The following is an 18,698-nucleotide window of genomic DNA, read 5'->3' as shown; positions in this document are numbered from 1 at the left end:
GGATCACGCCAACCGGCGTGCTTGTTGTGCCGCGGAATGGCAGGCCGCAACAGGCTAATTCTGATGATCGACGTCCTGCCCCGGCGCCTCCGGCAGGCCCGGCGAGGCCTGGCCCGCATCGATCGAGATCAGGTGCAGATCCACCGCCTGGCCCTTGAGCCGGTGCTGGAGCTTCTCGGAGAGTGTGCGCCGCAGAAAGGCCTGGGGGCGGGAGCGCAGGGTCTGGCCCAGCACGATCTGGGTGATGCCGCGTTCGCCGGCGATGTGCGCGATCGTGCCGAGCGCGTCATCACTGTCGATGCGCAGGAACTCGGCGCCGAAATCCTCACAGAGCTTGATTGATTCCTCCAGCCGCACCGCCTGCTCCTTGCTCAGAAAGCGGGCGGGATCCAGCACGGTGAGCACCAGCAGCGGCGCATCCATGAAGCCAGCCAGGCGGGCGGCGCGGCGCAGCAGCCGGTTCGATCCGGGATAGGTGGAGAGGCACACCATCACCCGCTCGCGCAGCCCCCTGGCCGGCGGGCCGTCCTCCTCCACCCGGTCAGCCACTTCCCGCAGGGCCAGCTCCCGCAGCGCCACCAGGTGGGAGCGCCGGAAGAAGTGGGCCAGGGCCTGGTCCACCTTTGCGGCGGCGTAGACCTTGCCATCCCGCAGGCGCTCCTGCAGGGTCTCGGGGGTGACATCCACCAGCACCACCTCCTCGGCCTGCTGCAGCACCCGATCGGGCAGTCGCTCGCGCACCACCACACCGGTGAGCTGGGCCACCTGGTCGTTGAGGCTCTCCAGGTGCTGGATGTTGACCGTGGAGTACACGTCGAGGCCGGCGGCCAGCAGCACCGCCACGTCCTGCCAGCGCTTGGGACGCTCGCTGCCCGGCACGTTGGTGTGGGCCAGTTCATCCACCAGCACCAGCTGGGGGCGGCGGGCCAGGATCTCCGCCACGTCCATCTCCTCCAGGCACACCCCCTGGTGAACGAGCCGTCGCCGCGGCACCAGCTCCAGCCCCTCGGCCTGGCGGGCCGTATCGCGGCGGCCGTGGGTTTCGAGCACCCCGACCACCACATCAACCCCCTCCCGCCTGAGCTCCTGGGCCTCCTGCAGCATGCGAAAGGTTTTGCCCACGCCGGGGGCCATGCCGATGAACAGCTTGTGCCGCCCCTGGCCCCTGGGCAGCCGGATCACGGCCGCTGCTGATCGAGGGCATGGTTGAGGGTGAGCACGTTCACCCGCGGTTCACCGATCAAGCCCAGCACACGCCCCTGGGTGTGTCGCAGGATCAGTTGCTCCAGCTGGGCGCTGGGCAGGGACCGGGCTGCGGCCAGCCGCGGAATCTGCTGACGTGCGGCTTCCGGGGTGATGTGGGGGTCGAGCCCCGAACCGGAGGCATAGAGCAGATCAGCGGCGGGCCTGGCGAGGCCCGCTTGGGCGTAGGTGGCGGCCGTTTCCCTGATCCGTTTGACCAGATCGGGGTTGGTGGGGCCAAGGTTGCTGGGGGCGGAGGTAGGAGCCGTCTTGCCGGTGCTGTAGTCGACGGCGCTCGGACGGCTCCAGACGTAGCGATCGGAAGCGAACGGCTGGCCGATCAGGCTGGATCCGATCACCTGGCCGCCCGCATTGCGCAGCAGGCTGCCGTTGGCCTGGGCGGGGAACAGGCCCTGGCCCACCGCCAGCAGCGGCAGGGTGTAGATCACCACGGTGAGCAGCCAGAGCACGGCGGTGAGCCGCAGGGCCTTGAAGGCCTCTCGCAGAACGGACATCAGAAGCGCTCCGGTTGAAAGATCACAACGAACAGGTAGCCCGAGAGCACCACGGTGCCGCTGAGCAGCAGGGCCAGAGCGGTGGACTGCAGAGGGCTGGGACTGGAGCCGAACAGGGGTGCGGCCAGGACGGTGCCCAGGACCAGCATCAGGGGCAGCCAGAACAGCGGTTTACTCAGGAGACCAGACGAAGAAGCCATGGGTCGGGGGAAGGGCGGGTGATGGGCGGGTGATGGGCGGGCGGGGAGTCAGAACAAAGGCACGGATCGGCCTGAGCGGAGCGGCCTGAATGGCGCGGCAGCTCAGACCAGTCGCAGGGCGGAGACGGCCAGATCAATCAGCTTGATGCCGATGAACGGCACCACCAGACCCCCCAGCCCGTAGACGAGCAGGTTGCGCCGCAGCAGCTGATCGGCCGTGGACGGCCGGAAGGCCACCCCCTTGAGGGCCAGGGGCACCAGGGCGGGAATGATCAGGGCGTTGAACACCATCGCCGAGAGGATCGCCGACTGGGGGCTGGCCAGGTCCATCAGGTTCAGCGGCGCCAGGCCCGCCTTGCCGAACAGGGCCGGCAGGATCGCGAAGTACTTGGCCACGTCGTTGGCGATCGAGAAGGTGGTGAGCGCCCCGCGGGTGATCAGCAGCTGCTTGCCGATCGTCACGATGTCGATCAGCTTGGTGGGATCGGAATCGAGATCCACCATGTTGGCCGCCTCCTTGGCGGCCTGGGTGCCGGAGTTCATCGCCACCCCCACGTTCGCCTGGGCCAGGGCGGGGGCGTCGTTGGTGCCATCGCCGGTCATCGCCACCAGCCGCCCGAGCCGTTGCTCCGCCTGGATCACGGCGATCTTGTCTTCCGGGGTGGCCTCGGCGATGAAGTCGTCGACGCCGGCCTCGCGAGCGATCACCCCGGCGGTGATGGCGTTGTCGCCGGTGAGCATCACGCTGCGGATGCCCATGCGCCGCAGCTGGTCGAAGCGTTCGCGCATGCCGGGCTTGATGATGTCCTTGAGGTAGATCACCCCATGGATCTCGGCGTTCCAGCACACCGCCAGGGGCGTGCCCCCCAGCCGTGACACCCGCTCGTAGGCCGCATCGAGGTCGGCGGGCACCGTGCCGCCCCGGGAGCGCACGAACCCCTTGATCGCCTCGACGGCCCCCTTGCGCAGTTCGTTGCCATCGGCCAGATCGGTGCCGCTCATGCGCGTGCGCGCTGAGAAATCCAGCCCCGTGGCCGTGTCCATCGGCAGGGCTGTGAGGGCATCGAGCTTCTCGGCCAGGCGCACGATCGACTTGCCCTCCGGCGTGTTGTCAAACCAGCTGGCGGCATGGGCGGTGGTGGCCAGCTCCCGCTCGCTGTGGCCGCCCACCGGCAGGAACTCCTCGGCCAGGCGGTTGCCGAGCGTGATCGTGCCGGTCTTGTCGAGCACCAGGGTGGTGATATCGCCGCAGGCCTCCACGGCGCGGCCGGAGGTGGCGATCACGTTGAACTGCGCCACCCGGTCCATGCCGGCGATGCCGATGGCACTGAGCAGGCCGCCGATCGTGGTGGGAATCAGCGCCACCAGCAGGGCCACCAGCACCACCACCGGCGTGGGGCTGTCGATGTAGGCGGCCACCGGCGGCAGGGTGGCCACGGCGATCAGGAACACCTGGGTGAGCACCGCCAGCAGCACCGTCAGGGCGATCTCGTTGGGGGTCTTGCTGCGCTCGGCCCCCTCCACCAGAGCGATCATCCGATCGATGAAGCCCTTGCCAGGGTCGGCGGTGATGCGGATCAGAAGCATGTCGGACACCACCCGCGTGCCGCCCGTGACGGAACTGGCCACATCGGAACCCGCTTCCTTGAGCACAGGGGCCGATTCGCCGGTGATCGCCGATTCATCCACCGCCGCCACCCCATCGACCACCTCCCCGTCGGCGGGGATCATTTCCCCCTGGCTGACGCACACCTGATCGCCCCGGCGCAGGGCACTGGAATCCACCAGCGCTTCGCTGCCATCGGGCAGCAGCCGCCTGGCCTGGGTGCTGGCCTGGGTGCGGCGCAGGGCATCGGCCTGGGCCTTGCCGCGGCCTTCCGCCAACGCTTCGGCGAAGTTGGCGAACAGCAGGGTGGCCAGCAGGATCAGGCTGAGCAGGGCATTGAAGCCCCGGCCCGGCGCCTCGGGGCTGAGCTCGAACAGGCGCGGCTCCAGCGTGGCGGCCAGGGTCACGAGCGTGCCGCACCAGACCACGAACATCACCGGATTGCGCGCGGTGAGGCGCGGGTCGAGCTTCACGAACGACTGCACCACGGCCCGGCCCAGCAGGCCGTCGCTGCTGGGACGCTCGGTGTAGCGCCGCTGGTCGCGGCGGCCCCGCGGCATGCGGGGAAAAATCGGCGGTTGCAGGGTTGTCATCGGGCTCCTGTCAGCGAAAAGGCTTCGGCGATCGGCCCGAGGGCCAGCACCGGGAAAAACGTGAGCGCCCCCAGGATCAGGATCACCACCCCGGTCACCACGGTGAACAGAGCGGTGTCGGTGGCGAGGGTGCCGGGGCCGGGCGGCACCTTGGTCTTGCGGGCGAAACCAGCCGCCAGCAGCAGCAGGGCCGCGATCGGCAGGTAGCGACCCCCCAGCAGGCTGACGATCGTGCTGAGGTTCCACCAGAGCGTTCCATCACCCAGACCCTCGAAACCGCTGCCGTTGTTGGCCGACGCCGAGGCGTACTCGTAGACCACCTGGCTGATGCCGTGGGACCCAGGGTTGCTGATCCCGGAGAGGCTGGGGGCGTAGGCGAGGGTGATCGCCGCCGGCACCAGCACGAACAGCGGATGGATCAGCAGGATCAGGCTGCTCCAGACGATCTCCCCCTTCTCCACCTTGCGGCCGAACAGCTCGGGGGTGCGCCCCACCATCAGGCCGGTGAGAAACACCGTGAGGATCAGGAACACCAGCAGGTAGGCCACACCGGTGCCCTGGCCGCCGAAGATCACCTGCAGAAACAGGTTGAACAGCGGCACCAGCCCCCCCAGAGGCAGCAGTGAATCCATGGCGCCGTTGACCGCGCCGGTCATCGAGCCGGTGGTGATCGTGGCGAACAGGGCGGTGATGCCGGCGCCGAATCGCACCTCCTTGCCCTCGAGGTTGGGCCCGCTGAGCCAGGCGGCCAGCAGGGGATTGCCCCCCTGCTCGGCTTTGATCGCCACCGCCGCCAGCGCCAGAAAGAGCACCGTCACGAGCACCAGCAGCAACGTGGCCTGACGGCGATTGCCCAGGAAGCGCCCGAAGGCGTCGATCGTGGCGGCAGGGACGGCGAACATCGCCACCATCGCCAGCAGGTTGGTGAACGGGTTGGGGTTCTCGAAGGGGTGGGCGGAGTTGGCACCGAAGAAGCCACCACCGTTCTCGCCGATCTGCTTGATCGCCTCGTAGCCGGCCACCGGGCCGCGCACCAGGATCTGATCGGCACCCTCCAGGGTCTTGAGCGTCACCGGACCCGCGAGCGTCATCGGCGCACCGTTGACCAGCAGCACCAGGGCGAACAGGAAGCTGAGCGGGATCAGCACCCGGGTGATGGCGCGGAGCAGATCGGAGTTGAAGTTACCCAGGGGGCGGCCGCAGAGGCCGCGGATGAAGGCGAAGCCCACCGCCAGGCCCGTGGCCGCCGAGGTGAAGAACAGGAACTGCAACGCCCCGAGCTGGCTCAGGTCACTGAGGCTCTGCTCCGGCGTGTAGTGCTGCTGGTCGGTGTTGGTGAGAAAGGAGATCGCCGTGTGCAGGGCCGTGTCCCAGCGCATCGGCGGCAGCCCCTGGGGATTGAGCCAGGGGGGCTGGAGCAGAAGAAAGCCAAGCGCGAGAAGCCCGAAGAGCAGGTTGCTGAGCAACAGGGGCCTCAGGTAGTCCCAGGCCTGCTCGGCCGGGCGGCCGCGCTCCCCGACCAGGCGCAGCACACCGTTTTCCAAGGGCGTCAGCCAGCGATCGAACAGGGGCTGGGGCTGGCCATCGAACACCTGAAAGAGGTGATTGCCCAGCACGGGTGCCGTGGCGAGAACGAGGGCCACAAAGACGACGACCTGAAACCAGTCGGTCATGGGCGGTAGGGTCCGCTGTGGTGAACTCAGTCACTTTCCGCCGGGCGCCAGGACGTCCGCATCTGCCGGTGGGTATGAATCGGGCGAGGGGCCCTCTACCGCGAGCTATAGGCCCCCTGGCCGAGCCGGGCAGCACCGTGCTGATCATGACCATCGCCGTGGCGGTGGTGGAGGTGCTCACCCCCACCGAGGTGGTGCTCGCCTACCTGTATGTGATCCCGCTGCTGCGGCTGGGCACCACCGCTCAACCCCGCAAGCTCTGGGCTGCCACGGCGGTGGCCTGCAGCCTCACCCTGGCCAATCTGCTGATCCCCGGACCGCTGCTGTTCGATGGGGCTGTGCTCACCAACCGGCTGCTGGTCTGCGGCGCCCTGGTGCTCACCGCCCATCAGTGCCTGCGCATCCAGGCCCTGCAACGGCAACGGCTCGACCTGGAGGGACAGCTGGCGGTGGAAGACCTGCGCCGGGATTTCGTGGCCACCCTCGCCCATGACCTGAAAACACCGATCCTCGGAACGATCGCCACCACCCGCAGCCTCGCCACAGCCCATCAGCGCAGCGATGGGGCCCTGGTGGCCAGGGCTCTGGCCACGATCGAACGGGGCCAGAGCCGCGCCTTGGCCCAGATCCAGACCCTGCTGGAGGTCTACCGCAACGATGCGGAGGGTCTTGTCATCCAACCGGTGGGGCTTGAATTCACCGGCCTGGTGGAGGAGGTGATCCGGGAGCTTTCGGCACTGGCGGAGGAGCGGCAGCTCACCCTGCGGCTCAGCTTCGGCCAGGACGCCCAATGGCGACCGCACCGGCTGCATGGCGACGCAGCCCAGCTGAGGCGGCTGGTGGAAAACCTCCTGCTCAATGCCATTCACCACAGCTTGCGGGGCGGCCAGATCCAGCTCGTGCTGGAGAGCCGCGGGGCTGGGCACTGCCTCCGGATCGCCGACAGCGGCCCAGGGGTGCCGGAGCAGGAGATTCCGAACCTGTTTCAGCGGTTCACCAGGCTGTCGGAGGAACGGCCGGGCAACGGTCTGGGGCTCTACCTCTGTCGCCAGATCGTCAACGCCCATGGCGGCACGATCGTTCTGCGCAACCGGCCGGCTGGTGGCGCAGAAATCGAAGTGCTGCTGCCGGCGGGTCACCAAGATCCCGCCACCGAGCCAGGCTGATCGGATGAACGCTCTGGTGGTGGAAGACGACGAGCTGTTTCGGCTGGGTCTGGAGGTCACCCTGCTGGGCTTCGCGCTGATCGAGGCGGTGACCGCTGTTGCTGATGGAGAGCAGGCACTCGAGCTGCTGCGCCACCGCAGCTTCGATGTGATCCTGCTGGATCTGGGCCTGCCGGGGCTGGGGGGGCTGGAAACCTGCCGGCGCATCCACGCCGACCATCCCCGCATCCCCGTGCTGGTGGTCACCAGCCAGGACGATTCCAGCTGGTGTCTGCGCCTGATGCGGGCCGGCGCCCAGGGTTATGTGCGCAAGGGGGTGGCGGCGGGCGACCTGCAACTGGCGATCCAGTCGCTGCTGCGGGGTGCCTCCTGGTGGGACGCGGAAGCAACCATGGCTCTGCGGGGAGCGGGGGAGAAGGAGCAGGGGGAAACGAACGGAAGCGACCGGGCCGATGCGGAGCCGCTGGCGCTGCTGACGCCCCGGGAACGGGAGGTGCTCGAAGCGATGGCCCGGGGACTCAGCAACCGGGACATCGCCCTGGAACTGGGGATCGGCCTGGGAACGGTGCGGGTCCACGGCCACCAGATCATGCAGAAACTCGGCGTGGCCAACCGCACCCAGGCGGTGCTGAAGCTATGGCCCTCGCGCAGCTTGAGCCCTGGATCGTGAAGGGTTGGGTGCCAGTGGAACACCCCACAAACCCTGCTGTGGTGATGTGGATCAGGTCGACGCTGAGCGCAGCACCGGCTGATGGTGCAGCACGATCTCGCCGTGACGCAGCAGCAAGGCCTCACCGGGCGCCAGCGGGCGCCAGGGTTCATCCTTGGTGAGGGGTTCGGTGCAGATGATCGTCACCAGATCAGTCGGCGTGGTGACCGCCGAGAAATCAACACTCAGATCGTCGTCGGCCAGGGAGGCTGTGGTGAAGGGGGCCCGTCGGGTCAGAACGTGAAGCCTGGTGCCGCCGTAGGCAAAGAGCCACTGGCCATTGCTGAGCAGGCCGTTGAAGATTCCCTGCTGCGCCAGGTTGTCGGCACAGCCAACCAGAGCCGCAAACAGCGCCGACAGATCATCGCGATCAACGTCGCCGGTGGCGAGCCGATCGAGAATCCAGCAGAACGCCAGCTCGCTGTCGGTGCTGCCGCGGGGAGCGAACCGCTCGGAGGAGGGAATCCCACCGTGGTGCAGGTCGCCGTTGTGGGCGAACACCCAGTCAAGGCCCTGCCAGTGGCGATGAAAGGGATGACAGTTCTCGATCGCCACGCTGCCCTGGGTGGCCTTGCGGATGTGGGCGATCGAGCAGTGGGCCTTGAGATCCAGGTTGGCCACCTTCGCGGCCAGCGGGCAGAAGGCGGCGGGGGCCTGCTCCCGGTAGATCGTCACGCCCGCTCCGGCCGGATCGAAGCTGGCCAGTCCCCAGCCGTCGCCATGCGCCCCAGTGACCCCTCCGCGTCGCACCAGCCCCCGGAAGGAGAAGGTCATGTCGGTTGGGGTGTTGGCGCTCAGGGCGAGCAGTTCGCACATCTGTTCAATCGCTCGACCCGGGCAGGGACCCCAGCTCGGAGCCCGGCCTGGATCGTATCGGTTGTCTGCATGGCCATACCCCCGGGCGCCACTCAGCGGCTCGTGCGGAAGATCTGGTCCCAGAGCCCACTGTTGCCAAAAAATTTCTTGTTGATGGCGTTCCAGCCCCCGAAATCCTTGGCGGTGAACACCTTGGTGAGGGGGGCAAACCTGTTTCGGGTCTCCGCCTTGATCTTCGGCGTCACCGGCCGGAACCCTTCTGCGGCGAATGCCCGCTGGGCCTGGTCGCTGTACAGGTACCGAGCGAAGGCTTCCGCCACCTTGCGGGTTCCTTTCCTGTCCACGTTCTTGTCAACCACCGCTACAGGTCCCTCGATCAGGATGTTCGTCTTGGGTACCACATAGGGAATCGTCCAGGCGCCCGTCTTCTTGGCCAGGATTGCTTCGTTTTCGTAGTTCAGCAACACATCTCCCTGGTTGCGCTTCACGAACACATCGGTGGCTTCCCGGGCGTCCTTGGGAAGGGTTTCCACATTGCGGTACACATTGGTGATGAAGGAACGGGCCTTCGCCTCATTGCCACCTGTTTCGGTCACTGAACCCCAGAGGCCCAGGAAGTTCCAGCGGGCTCCGCCAGAGGTCTTGGGGTTGGCGGTGACAACCTCCACATTCTTGTTGTCGAGATCAGTCCAACCGTTGATCTTCTTGGGGTTGCCCTTGCGCACGAAGAAGGCCACGGTGGAATTGGTGAAGATCGCGTTGTTGGGATTCTCCTTTTCCCAGCCTGGCCGGATCAGGCCCGTTTCCTGGAGCTTGAGGGTGTCGGCGGCCAGGGCGAGGGCCACCACATCGGCCTGCAGCCCATCAATCACGGCACGGGTCTGGGAGCCGGAACCGCCGTAGCTGGTCTTGATCACCACTTCCTGGCCGGTTCGCCGCTTCCAGTCAGCCCTGAACTGGGGGATCACCTTGTCGAAGGCAGCTTTGGTGACGGCGTAGGTCACCAGCAGGATTTCTTGTTGCTTCGGGGTGGCCTGGGCAAGTGCCGGCCCCTCTGCCAATCCGGAAAGCAAGCCAGGGACCTTGGGGGCGATGAGGGGAGCGCTGATGACAGCCGCCAGGGCCAGGCCAGTGGCGACAGGGCGGCGATGACGAAGCGAGAAATTAACCACGGTAACCCGATCGAAACACGTGTGAACCTAGTAACCGTTCTGCGGAGGCGGTGTAGCCGCGACCACATCCATCGCCGCTGCCACAATCCGCTGGACCGGATGGCGTCAGCAGCCCCTTGGCGTTCAGCGCAAAAACCGAATACGGCCTCGTGGCCCTGATCGAACTGGCGGCGATTCACGCCAGTGGAGGCGTTCTGCAGGTGGCCGAGATCGCCGCCAGGCAGAACATTCCCGACCGCTACCTCGAGCAGATGCTCACCAGCCTGAGGCGGGGCTCCATCCTGCGCAGCATCCGCGGCCCGCGTGGTGGCTATCAACTCCTGCGGCCCCCGACCGAAATCCCTATCTCGGAAGTGGTCGCCTGCCTGGAAGGCGAGCCCTCCCGGCGGGAAACGATCGGCCGCCAGAGCCCGGAGTTCAGCGTGCTCTCCAGCCTCGCCGCCAGGCTGGAGAGCCTTCGCCATGACCTGCTCGCCAGCACCAGCCTCCAGGACCTGCTCGATCAGCGCGAGGAACGCCTCAAGGCTGATTCGATGTATTTCATCTGAATGCACCTTTGCTGTTGGGCAAACCTCGGTTTGCCAATGGGATTAACGCGCTACTGTGCGAGAAGCCCGGGTGGCGCCGATGGTGTGCCCTTCAGCTCCGGCTTCCCGCTCCCAATCCCGTCGATGGCCGCCACGGTGTTCACTCCGCCACTCCACCTTGCGCTGACACCCAGTGAGGTCCTGCCAGAGGGCATGAATTGGCGCCTTCAGGAGGGTTATGTCCGCACCGTCAGCTGGAACGCCGAGGGCGAAACATTCACTCTCGCCATCTGGGGACCCGGCGACTTGGTGGCCTCCAGCACCTCTGTTCTCCAGCCGTTCGAGCTCCAGTGCCTCACCACCGTGGTGGTGGAGCAGCACCAGCCCAGCGCCGCTGAGGTTGAGCAGTTCCTTCGCCAACAGATTCGCTTTCTTGAGGAGATCTTTCTGATCAACCGGATTCGGGGTGCGCAAGAGCGGCTTCTGGCCTTGCTCGCCTGGCTCGGATCCCGTTTCGGCCAGGTGAGCAGTCGTGGTTCACGCTTTTCGCTCAAGGAGATGAACCTCACCCACAAGGCGCTGGGCGAACTCTGTGGACTCTCCCGGGTGACGGTGACCAAGATGCTCAACCGTTTCAAAGCCGAGGGGGTCCTGCAGCAGGTGAGCCGGGAGGATTATCTGATCCCGGCTTCAAGGCTCCGGATCCACCCTGGCCCTCAGATGGCGTAATCCGCCTCGAAGATCTTGCCCTGGCGGGTGATGATGTGAAGTTCATCTCCCGCCTTCAGGTTGCGGTGCTCGATTTGGTCGCGGGGCAGCTGGGCCAGCACCACCTCGCCACTGTCGAGCAAGAGTTCGGCCTGCAGATCCCGGCCCAAGTGGGTGAGCCGCCGCAGCTGCGCCGGCAGGCTTCCCGGCCGTGGCTTGGAGTGCACCTCCACGTCGTGGGGGCGCACAAACAGGGCCGCCTTCGCCTCCAGTCCTTCCCGCGCGTCCCGGGGCAGGGCATGGCGCGGCAACACGTTGACCTCCCCCACGAAGCGCATCACGAAGGGGGTGGCCGGATGGTCGTAGATCTCGGCGGGGGTGCCGATCTGCTCGATCCGGCCCTCGTTCATCACCACGATCGTGTCGGCCACCTCCATGGCCTCCTCCTGGTCGTGGGTCACGATCACCGTGGTGACGTGCATCTCGTCGTGGAGGTTGCGCAGCCAGGCCCGCAGTTCCTTGCGCACCTTGGCGTCGAGGGCACTGAACGGCTCATCGAGCAGCAGCACCTTGGGCTGAACCGCCAGGGCCCGGGCCAGGGACACCCGTTGCCGCTGGCCGCCGGAGAGCTGTGAAGGGTAGCGATGGCCGAAACCCTGCAGTTGCACCAGCTGCAGCAGCTCATCGACCCGCTGGCGGATCGGCTCCTTTTTCCAGCGGCGCAGTTCCAGCCCGAAGGAGATGTTCTGGCGCACGGTGCGGTGCTTGAACAGGGCGAAGTGCTGAAACACGAAGCCCACCTCCCGGTCCTGGGGGGAGCGGGCCGTGGCCTCCTCGCCGTTGATCCAGATGCGGCCGCTGTCGGCCTGATCCAGGCCGGCGATCATGCGCAGCAGGGTGCTCTTGCCCGAACCGGAGGGGCCCAGCAGGGCCACCAGGGAGCCACTCTCCACATCCACACTCACGGCGTCGATTGCCTTGAAGGCGCCGAACTGCTTGTTGACGTTGCTGACGCGGATTCCCATGGCCCCATGGCATTTCGGCGATCCTAGATGCTGATTCCCGTTTGCCAAGCGGAGAACCGTTGAATCCCGACGCCGACCCTGTTACCTTCTGCCGACAGCTGGTTTTTGCGTTCCATGTCGTCATCAGTGATCCGGCGTTGGCACCTGCCACGGCTCGAGCTGCCCTCCTGGCCCTGGCGGTTCACCTGGCTCTATCTGGGGCTGGTTCTGTTCCTGCCCCTGGGTGGTTTGCTGTTGCGGGCGGCTGGGGTGGGGCCGGCTCGTTTCTGGGAGCTGGCCACCACCCCGGAGGCGCTGGCCACCTACCAGGTGAGCTTCGGGCTGGCCCTGGTGGCCGCCTCCCTGAACGGTGTGTTCGGTCTGCTGATCGCCTGGGCCCTGGTGCGCAGCCGCTTCCCGGGCCAGCGGCTGCTCGATGCCCTGATCGATCTTCCCTTCGCCTTGCCCACCGCCGTGGCCGGTCTTTCTCTTTCGGCTGTGTACAGCACCAATGGCTGGATCGGCGCCCCCCTCTACGCCTGGTTCGGCCTCAAGGTGGCGTTCAACTGGCCGGGGGTGCTGGTGGCGATGGTGTTCATTTCACTGCCCTTCGTGGTGCGCACCGTGGAGCCCGTGCTGCGTGCCCTCGAAGCCGAACAGGAGGAGGCCGCCTGGTGCCTTGGAGCCAGGGCCGGCCAAACCTTTTTCAAGGTGGTGCTTCCCCAGTTGATGCCCGCCATCCTGGCCGGCGTGGCCCAGGGCTACAGCCGGGCCGTGGGTGAATACGGCTCGGTGGTGATGATTTCCAGCAACGTTCCCTTCCGGGATCTGATTGCCCCCACCCTGATCATCCAGAAACTCGAGGAGTACGACATCGAGGCGGCCACGGTGATCGGCACGGTGATGCTGCTGTTTTCCCTGGTCAGCCTGCTGGTGATCAATCTCCTGCAGGTGTGGGGCCTGCGCTACGCCGAAGACGTCCCCAGGGTCTGACCGCCTGACCCCAACTCTTGCCTCGCAACCCATTCCATGACCACCATTTCACCCCCACGGACCGAGCTCTCCGATCCGATCGCGCCGCCGGGGAAGCCCGCCCGCCGCTCGCTCGCCAGCCGGCTGCTGCCGGCCCTGGTTCCCCTGGTGGCCTGCCTCTACGTGGGAGTCGTGATCTTCTTGCCGGCACTCAATGTGGTGCTGCAGGCCTTCGCCAAGGGGCTGGCCCCCTTCCTGGAGAATCTTCAGAATGAGGAGTTGCGCAGTGCGATTCGCCTCACCCTGCTGATCACCCTGATCGCCGTTCCCGCCAACGCGATGTTTGGCCTGGCGGCCGCCACGGCGATCGCCCGCCACCAGTTTCGCGGCAAGGCCCTGCTGCTCAGCATCATCGACCTGCCGTTCTCAATCTCACCTGTGGTGGTGGGCCTGATGCTGGTGCTGCTGTTCAGCCCAAGCCACGGCTTGCTGGAAGGGCTGGTGAACAGCACCGGCTGGAAGATCCTGTTCTCCTGGCCATCCATGGTGCTGGCCACGATCATCGTGTCGATGCCTTTCATGGCGCGGGAGGTGATCCCGCTGCTGGAGGAAGAGGGCTGGGAGCAGGAGGAAGCGGCCAAGACCCTCGGTGCCACCGACTGGCAGATCTTCTGGAAGGTGACCCTTCCCACGGTGCGCTGGGCTGCCCTCTATGGGCTGATTCTCACCACGGCCCGTGCACTCGGTGAATTCGGGGCGGTGGCCGTGGTGAGCGGCAACATCGCCGGCGAAACCCAGACCCTGCCTCTCTTCGTGGAAGATGCCTACAAGCAGTACCACACAGAACTGGCCTACGGCGCTGCCCTGATCCTTGGGGCGGTGGCGATCCTGTCCTTGCTGCTCAAGCTCACTCTGGAGAGGCTGCTCGAACGGGATCGGTCCCAGCGCTAAGAGGGCTGGGATCCTCCTGTCACGAATCGATGGCACTCTCTGCCCTTCGGTGGCCCTTGCTACGGGAAGGAAGCCTGGAGCGGCAGAAGCTTTGAGTTCATTCTGGGTTCAACCCCATGAATACTCAGATTTCGGTTTCCGGCCGAGGCGAATCTGCCCTGGCCACTTTCGATCGCCACCGAATCAGGCTGTTCGCGCGGGTTCAGCAACCTGAGTTGCGGCGACTGGGGGTGTTTCTACTGGCAGCAGGAGCCGGAATGCTGCCCCTGATGGCGGGGTCGGCCCATGCGGCTCTGACCAAGGTTCCAACCAACGGCGCCGACACCCTGCTGATGTTGATGGGCTCCGCCCTGGTGTTGCTGATGACACCGGGACTGGCATTCTTCTACGGGGGATTCACCCGCGCCAAGAATGTGCTCAACACGATGATGATGAGCTTTTTCATGATGGGGCTGATCGGTGTCCTCTGGGTGGTGATCGGCTACAGCCTCTCGTTCGGCGTGGGCTTCAAGAGTCCATTCATAGGCGGACTCGAGTTCTTTATGATGAATGGGCTCGGAGGCCCCTTGGGTGATGCGCCGCTCTCCGATGGCTTTGCCATCAGCGCCACGAGCTTTGCGCTCTTCCAGGGCATGTTCGCGATCATCACCCCGGCGCTGATCAGTGGAGCCCTGGTGGAGCGGATCAGCTTCAAGGCCTGGTTCTGGTTCACCCTGCTCTGGAGTCTTCTGATCTATTCCCCAATGGCTCACATGGTCTGGGGGGGTGGCTTCATCGGCCCACTCGGCACGATCGGAGCCATCGACTTCGCCGGCGGCACGGTGGTGCACATCGCCTCCGGAGTGGCCGCCCTGGTTGCCGCCGCCATCGTGGGGCCACGGAACGCCTATCCCAATGCCACGCGTCCGCCCCACAACGTTCCGTTCATTCTTCTCGGTGCGGGCTTGCTGTGGTTCGGCTGGTTCGGATTCAATGGCGCCAGCTACTTCGCCGCGGCGGGAGCTGGGTTGTGCTTCATCACCACCTCCGCATCGGCATCGGCTGCCATGCTCACCTGGTGCCTGATCGAATGGTTCAAAGGCGGCAAGCCAACGGCTGTTGGAGCGGCCACCGGCGCCGTGGCTGGCCTGGTGGGAATCACCCCTGCGGCCGGTTTTGTGACGATCGGAAACTCCCTGCTGATCGGCGCCCTGACGGCCGTTGCCTGTTTCATTGCCATCCAGATCAAGGCGAAGATCCAGTTTGATGATTCCCTCGACACCTTCATGGTGCATGGCGTTGGCGGAACAATCGGCGCCCTGCTCACTGGCATTCTTGCCGCCAAAGTTCTTGTTCCCGCAGACTATTTCCCATTGTCTGCAAAGATCCTGACAGAAAGTGGAAACGTTGGTTTGTTCTTTGCCCAGTTCAAGGCCACCATTCTCACCTACGGCTTTGTCGGTATCGGCACAGCGGTGATTCTCCTGGTTGTCAAAGCAACCTGTGGGCTGAGAATCGATGCCGACGACGAAGAAACCGGCATGGACATCATGCTCCACGGCGAAGAAGCTTATGAACCGATGACAAACTAGCCTTGCTCTGTTAGCTTCTTGCCATTGGCCAGATCGGGTTCAACCTTTCGTCTGGCTATGGCCCCAACCAGCCCTGTCTCAGTCCGTGGTCCATCGCCGCTCACTGATCACCTGGCTCCCCGACCCAATTCCTCTTCACTTTCTCAATGAAAAAAATCGAAGCGATCATCCGGCCATCCAAGATCGACGACGTCAAGACGTCCCTGGTGAATGCCGGCATCATCGGCATGACCATCACGGACGTGCGTGGCTTTGGTCGGCAGAAAGGTCAGGTTGAAACTTACCGCGGCACCGAGTTCACAGTGGAGTTTCTCTCCAAAGTGAAGGTGGAGGTGGTTGTCGAAGACGACAAAGTGGCGTCGGTGATCGAAGCCATCACCGGACCCTCCCGCACCGGTGAAATCGGCGATGGCAAGATCTTCGTGATCCCGGTGGAGGATGTGGTGCGGATCCGCACAGCCGAATCCGGATCTTTGGCGATCTGAGCGTCCTGCCGGGCATCCCGCCTACGCTTGCTGGCCACAGGCGTCTGAGCAGGCCTTGAGCAACGATCCAGGCGGATCCTTTCCCCAGTCCCTCAGACGTCTGCTGATCGGAGCGCCGCTTCCCACCAGCGCCCACACCGAGGAGCGGCTCACCAACGCCGAAGCCCTCGCCATCCTCAGCTCCGACGCCCTCTCCTCGGTGGCCTATGCCACCCAGGAGATCGTGCTGGTGCTGGGCATGGCGGGGGCCGCCGCCTTGCACTACACCCTGCCGATCACGGGGCTGATCGTGGCCCTGATGCTGGTGGTGGCGATCAGCTACCGGCAGACGATCAGGGCCTATCCCCATGGGGGCGGTTCCTACCGGGTGTCCCACGACAACCTCGGAGTGATCCCCGGGCTCTGCGCCGGCGCCTCCCTCTCGATCGACTATGTGCTCACCGTGGCGGTGAGTGTGGCGGCGGGCATCGCCGCCCTCACTTCCTATTTCCCCCAGCTCGACGCACTGCGCGAACCGCTTTGCCTGGCGGCCGTCGGCCTGCTGATGCTCGCCAATCTGCGCGGGGTGCGTTCCACTGCCCGGCTGCTCAGCCTGCCCACCTTTCTGTTCATGGGGGCGGTGTTCACCCTGGTGGGAGCCGGCCTGATCCAGTGGTCCCAGGGAGCGCTGCTTCCCCTGCCCGTGGCGGAGCAGACCCGGCTGCTGGGCGACCAGCACGGCGCCGCGCTGACGGTGATCGGGCCGGTGCTGCTGATGCGGGCCTTCAGCTCGGGCTGCGCGGCCCTCACCGGCATCGAGGCGATCAGCGACAGCGTGATGGCGTTCAAGCCGTTGGAGTGGCGCAATGCCCGGCGCGTGCTCACCGTGATGGTGATCGTGCTGGCGCTGATGTTCAGCGGCATCAGCGCCCTGGCCAGCCAGCTGGGCCTGGTGGTGCAGGACAACGGCCCGACCCTGCTCTATCAACTCGGCGAACGCATCTTCGGCAATGGGCCGCTGCTCCTGGTGCTGCAGCTCGCCACCCTGCTGATCCTGCTGCTGGCCGCCAACACCGCCTATGCCGATTTTCCGCGGCTGGCCGCCTTCCTCGCCCAGGATGGCTTCATGCCCCGCCAGCTCGCCTCCCTCGGCGACCGGCTGGTGTTCACCAACGGCATCGTGCTGTTGAGCAGCTTCGCGGCGATGTTGCTGCTGATCTTCGAGGGAAGTGTCAGCCGCCTGATTCCGCTCTACGCCGTGGGGGTGTTCGCCAGCTTCACCCTCTCCCAGGCAGGGATGGTGATGCACTGGTGGAAAGGGCGGAGCGCCGGGAGGGGCTGGCGGGGCAAGGCCCTGATCAACGGGCTGGGCTGCCTGGTCACGGCGGTGGTCTGCGGTGTGCTGCTCTACAGCAAGTTCATGCTCGGGGCCTGGCTGGTGGTGGTGGCGGTGCCCCTGGTGGTGGGCCTGTTCCTGGTGATCAAGGCCCATTACCGTCAGGTGGCCAGTCGTTTACGTCTCGGCAGCGAGGCGGCCCTCACTCTGCCGCCGGCTCCCGAGCATGGCGGCGCTCCGGTGCTGGTGCTGGTGGGTCAGCTGCACCGCGGCAGCTTTGAAGCCCTGCGCTATGCCCGCACCATCGCCGATGAGCTGGTGGCGGTGCACGTGGATCTGGGCGACAACGGCGCCGAGCCCTTCCGCCAGCAATGGTCTCGCCAGCTCCCCCAGGTACCTCTGGTGATCCTGCCGTCTCCCTACCGCTCCCTGGTGGATCCGGTCACCGCCTATGTGCGCCAGTTCGAAACGGAGCACCGCAAGGATCGCAACCGCTTCTGCACGGTGGTGCTGCCGGTGTTCGTGACACGCCACCGCTGGGAGAACCTGTTGCACAACCAGTCCACCGTGATGCTGCGCCAGGCCCTGCGCAGCGGTGGCACCCGCGTGGTCACCACCGTGGGCTTCTACCTCTGAGCCCGGAGAGAATTTCTTAACGTCGACAACGATCAGCTCCCTTTCTTGATCCCCATCCCGCTCGTCGCCTTGCTCTCTCCTGATCTGATCGCCCCCGTTGCCCACCTGAGCCCAGGGGCCCTGTTCAGCCAGTCGTCGCTGTTCGGCTTCGGGATCGCCTTCAGCCCGCTGCACATCGCCGTGGTGGCGCTGCTGCTGCTGGGCCCCTCACCACTGCGCCGGGCCTTCGCCTATGTGAGCGGCTGGGCGATGGCCAACGGCCTGGCCATCCTCACTCTGATGCTGGTGGGCGATCGCTTTTCCCTGGCCCTCAACCACGGCGAGCAGGGGCAGGTGGTGATCGATCTGGTGGGTGCCGTGGCCCTGCTCGGAATCGGCCTCTTCCAGCTCACCCCCGCCGCCGAACTGGGCCAGGAGGGGATGGCGTTGAAGCTGCTCAATCAGCTGCCCGATTTCCGCACCCCGATGCTGGTGCTGATCGGCGCCACCAGCGCCCTGCTCACCCCGGAAAATCTGGTGTTCTATCTCAAGGAAGCGGGCCTGCTGCTGGTGAATCAGCCGGGTGTGAGCCGCGACCTGGAGCTCACCGGCGTGTTCGTGCTTGTGGCCAGCTCCCTGCTGCTGCTGCCACCGCTTGCCTGGATCGCCACCGGCGGCGGCATCCGAGAGCCGCTGCTGCTGGTGGAAGGCTGGCTGGTGCACCGGGCCGAATGGGTGGTGGGCGTGCTCGCCCTGCTGATCAGCGCTTACCTGGCCTGGGAAGGCCTGCACGGCCTCTGGCTTCTGCACGGAGCCTCTCCTCTGTGATAGCCGCTGTGATGGCCCCTGTGCTGGCCA

Annotated in this window: 18 protein-coding genes; 10 read left to right on the top strand and 8 right to left on the bottom strand. The window is 65.8% G+C overall.

Translation table 11 applies throughout. From position 1 onward, the window contains the following. Window positions 1–54: 54 nt before the first annotated feature. The 5 genes from KQ307_RS03125 to kdpA form a co-directional block, all read right to left on the bottom strand. Window positions 55–1,182: a sensor histidine kinase KdpD gene (locus tag KQ307_RS03125; RefSeq protein WP_259726907.1), complete on the bottom strand. Its 1,128-nt coding sequence runs from the start codon at window positions 1,180–1,182 to the stop codon at window positions 55–57. After that, window positions 1,179–1,757 (bottom strand): K(+)-transporting ATPase subunit C, encoded by a 579-nt coding sequence (kdpC, locus tag KQ307_RS03120; RefSeq protein WP_259702489.1) that lies wholly within the window; start codon window positions 1,755–1,757, stop codon window positions 1,179–1,181. Before kdpC ends, KQ307_RS03125 begins: the two co-directional genes overlap by 4 nt. Further along, the gene (locus KQ307_RS03115; protein ID WP_259702490.1) at window positions 1,757–1,957 is read right to left on the bottom strand and encodes a potassium-transporting ATPase subunit F; all 201 of its coding nucleotides are present in this window, start codon (window positions 1,955–1,957) and stop codon (window positions 1,757–1,759) included. The genes kdpC and KQ307_RS03115 overlap by 1 nt, the downstream gene beginning before the upstream one ends. A gap of 102 nt (window positions 1,958–2,059) precedes the next feature. Next, entirely contained in the window at window positions 2,060–4,156 is a 2,097-nt protein-coding gene (gene kdpB, locus KQ307_RS03110; RefSeq protein WP_259726906.1) for a potassium-transporting ATPase subunit KdpB, read from the bottom strand. After that, window positions 4,153–5,829: a potassium-transporting ATPase subunit KdpA gene (gene kdpA / locus KQ307_RS03105; RefSeq protein WP_259726905.1), complete on the bottom strand. Its 1,677-nt coding sequence runs from the start codon at window positions 5,827–5,829 to the stop codon at window positions 4,153–4,155. The genes kdpB and kdpA overlap by 4 nt, the downstream gene beginning before the upstream one ends. A gap of 146 nt (window positions 5,830–5,975) precedes the next feature. On the opposite strand from kdpA, the gene KQ307_RS03100 reads away from it, so the two are divergent. Further along, on the top strand, window positions 5,976–6,995 hold the full coding sequence (locus tag KQ307_RS03100) for a sensor histidine kinase KdpD (RefSeq protein WP_259726904.1): 1,020 nt from the start codon (window positions 5,976–5,978) through the stop codon (window positions 6,993–6,995). A 4-nt stretch (window positions 6,996–6,999) separates the two neighbouring features. Then, window positions 7,000–7,665, top strand: coding sequence for a response regulator (locus KQ307_RS03095; RefSeq protein ID WP_259726903.1), 666 nt, complete (start codon window positions 7,000–7,002; stop codon window positions 7,663–7,665). A 51-nt stretch (window positions 7,666–7,716) separates the two neighbouring features. Here KQ307_RS03095 and KQ307_RS03090 read toward each other — a convergent pair whose 3' ends face one another. Both KQ307_RS03090 and KQ307_RS03085 read right to left on the bottom strand, forming a co-directional pair. Next, a complete protein-coding gene (locus tag KQ307_RS03090; protein ID WP_259726902.1) occupies window positions 7,717–8,520 on the bottom strand; it encodes a class II glutamine amidotransferase in 804 nt (267 codons plus the stop codon). A 92-nt stretch (window positions 8,521–8,612) separates the two neighbouring features. Next, window positions 8,613–9,692: a sulfate ABC transporter substrate-binding protein gene (locus KQ307_RS03085; protein WP_259726901.1), complete on the bottom strand. Its 1,080-nt coding sequence runs from the start codon at window positions 9,690–9,692 to the stop codon at window positions 8,613–8,615. 116 nt (window positions 9,693–9,808) lie between these two features. On the opposite strand from KQ307_RS03085, the gene KQ307_RS03080 reads away from it, so the two are divergent. Beyond that, window positions 9,809–10,240 carry an Rrf2 family transcriptional regulator gene (locus KQ307_RS03080; protein ID WP_259726900.1) on the top strand — a complete coding sequence of 144 codons (432 nt, stop codon included), beginning with the start codon at window positions 9,809–9,811 and terminating at the stop codon, window positions 10,238–10,240. Between the two features lie 192 nt (window positions 10,241–10,432). After that, the gene (locus KQ307_RS03075; protein ID WP_259726899.1) at window positions 10,433–10,948 is read left to right on the top strand and encodes a Crp/Fnr family transcriptional regulator; all 516 of its coding nucleotides are present in this window, start codon (window positions 10,433–10,435) and stop codon (window positions 10,946–10,948) included. Here the strand turns inward: KQ307_RS03075 and KQ307_RS03070 are convergent. Further along, complete coding sequence (locus KQ307_RS03070) at window positions 10,936–11,952, bottom strand: sulfate/molybdate ABC transporter ATP-binding protein (protein ID WP_259726898.1); 1,017 nt, start codon at window positions 11,950–11,952, stop codon at window positions 10,936–10,938. The two genes, KQ307_RS03075 and KQ307_RS03070, sit on opposite strands and share 13 nt — an antisense overlap. Before the next feature lie 114 nt (window positions 11,953–12,066). Here KQ307_RS03070 and cysT point away from each other — a divergent pair, with 114 nt between their 5' ends. The 6 genes from cysT to KQ307_RS03040 all read left to right on the top strand — a co-directional run bounded on the left by cysT (window position 12,067) and on the right by KQ307_RS03040 (window position 18,668). Further along, window positions 12,067–12,924, top strand: coding sequence for a sulfate ABC transporter permease subunit CysT (gene cysT / locus KQ307_RS03065; protein ID WP_259726897.1), 858 nt, complete (start codon window positions 12,067–12,069; stop codon window positions 12,922–12,924). A gap of 36 nt (window positions 12,925–12,960) precedes the next feature. Then, window positions 12,961–13,854 (top strand): sulfate ABC transporter permease, encoded by an 894-nt coding sequence (locus KQ307_RS03060; RefSeq protein WP_259726896.1) that lies wholly within the window; start codon window positions 12,961–12,963, stop codon window positions 13,852–13,854. A gap of 116 nt (window positions 13,855–13,970) precedes the next feature. Continuing rightward, window positions 13,971–15,425 (top strand): ammonium transporter, encoded by a 1,455-nt coding sequence (locus KQ307_RS03055; protein ID WP_259726895.1) that lies wholly within the window; start codon window positions 13,971–13,973, stop codon window positions 15,423–15,425. A 146-nt stretch (window positions 15,426–15,571) separates the two neighbouring features. Then, window positions 15,572–15,910 (top strand): P-II family nitrogen regulator, encoded by a 339-nt coding sequence (locus tag KQ307_RS03050; RefSeq protein WP_259726894.1) that lies wholly within the window; start codon window positions 15,572–15,574, stop codon window positions 15,908–15,910. Between the two features lie 55 nt (window positions 15,911–15,965). Beyond that, the gene (locus tag KQ307_RS03045) at window positions 15,966–17,861 is read left to right on the top strand and encodes an APC family permease (protein ID WP_259726893.1); all 1,896 of its coding nucleotides are present in this window, start codon (window positions 15,966–15,968) and stop codon (window positions 17,859–17,861) included. A 45-nt stretch (window positions 17,862–17,906) separates the two neighbouring features. After that, window positions 17,907–18,668 carry a GAP family protein gene (locus tag KQ307_RS03040; RefSeq protein WP_259726892.1) on the top strand — a complete coding sequence of 254 codons (762 nt, stop codon included), beginning with the start codon at window positions 17,907–17,909 and terminating at the stop codon, window positions 18,666–18,668. Window positions 18,669–18,698 lie beyond the last annotated feature (30 nt).

Source organism: Synechococcus sp. CS-1326 (genome assembly GCF_025128115.1).
Classification (GTDB): domain Bacteria; phylum Cyanobacteriota; class Cyanobacteriia; order PCC-6307; family Cyanobiaceae; genus Regnicoccus.
Note: the sequence above shows the minus strand (reverse complement) of the source record. Positions and strands in the feature narration are given on the sequence as shown.

Bases quoted from the DNA above. Each gene is read 5' to 3' on its own strand.
- kdpC (WP_259702489.1), bottom strand. From the start codon at position 1,757: ATGTCCGTTCTGCGAGAGGCCTTCAAGGCCCTGCGGCTCACCGCCGTG.
- KQ307_RS03115 (WP_259702490.1), bottom strand. From the start codon at position 1,957: ATGGCTTCTTCGTCTGGTCTCCTGAGTAAACCGCTGTTCTGGCTGCCC.
- kdpB (WP_259726906.1), bottom strand. From the start codon at position 4,156: ATGACAACCCTGCAACCGCCGATTTTTCCCCGCATGCCGCGGGGCCGC.
- kdpA (WP_259726905.1), bottom strand. From the start codon at position 5,829: ATGACCGACTGGTTTCAGGTCGTCGTCTTTGTGGCCCTCGTTCTCGCC.
- KQ307_RS03100 (WP_259726904.1), top strand. From the start codon at position 5,976: ATGACCATCGCCGTGGCGGTGGTGGAGGTGCTCACCCCCACCGAGGTG.
- KQ307_RS03095 (WP_259726903.1), top strand. From the start codon at position 7,000: ATGAACGCTCTGGTGGTGGAAGACGACGAGCTGTTTCGGCTGGGTCTG.
- KQ307_RS03090 (WP_259726902.1), bottom strand. From the start codon at position 8,520: ATGTGCGAACTGCTCGCCCTGAGCGCCAACACCCCAACCGACATGACC.
- KQ307_RS03075 (WP_259726899.1), top strand. From the start codon at position 10,433: ATGAATTGGCGCCTTCAGGAGGGTTATGTCCGCACCGTCAGCTGGAAC.
- KQ307_RS03070 (WP_259726898.1), bottom strand. From the start codon at position 11,952: ATGGGAATCCGCGTCAGCAACGTCAACAAGCAGTTCGGCGCCTTCAAG.
- cysT (WP_259726897.1), top strand. From the start codon at position 12,067: ATGTCGTCATCAGTGATCCGGCGTTGGCACCTGCCACGGCTCGAGCTG.
- KQ307_RS03060 (WP_259726896.1), top strand. From the start codon at position 12,961: ATGACCACCATTTCACCCCCACGGACCGAGCTCTCCGATCCGATCGCG.
- KQ307_RS03055 (WP_259726895.1), top strand. From the start codon at position 13,971: ATGAATACTCAGATTTCGGTTTCCGGCCGAGGCGAATCTGCCCTGGCC.
- KQ307_RS03050 (WP_259726894.1), top strand. From the start codon at position 15,572: ATGAAAAAAATCGAAGCGATCATCCGGCCATCCAAGATCGACGACGTC.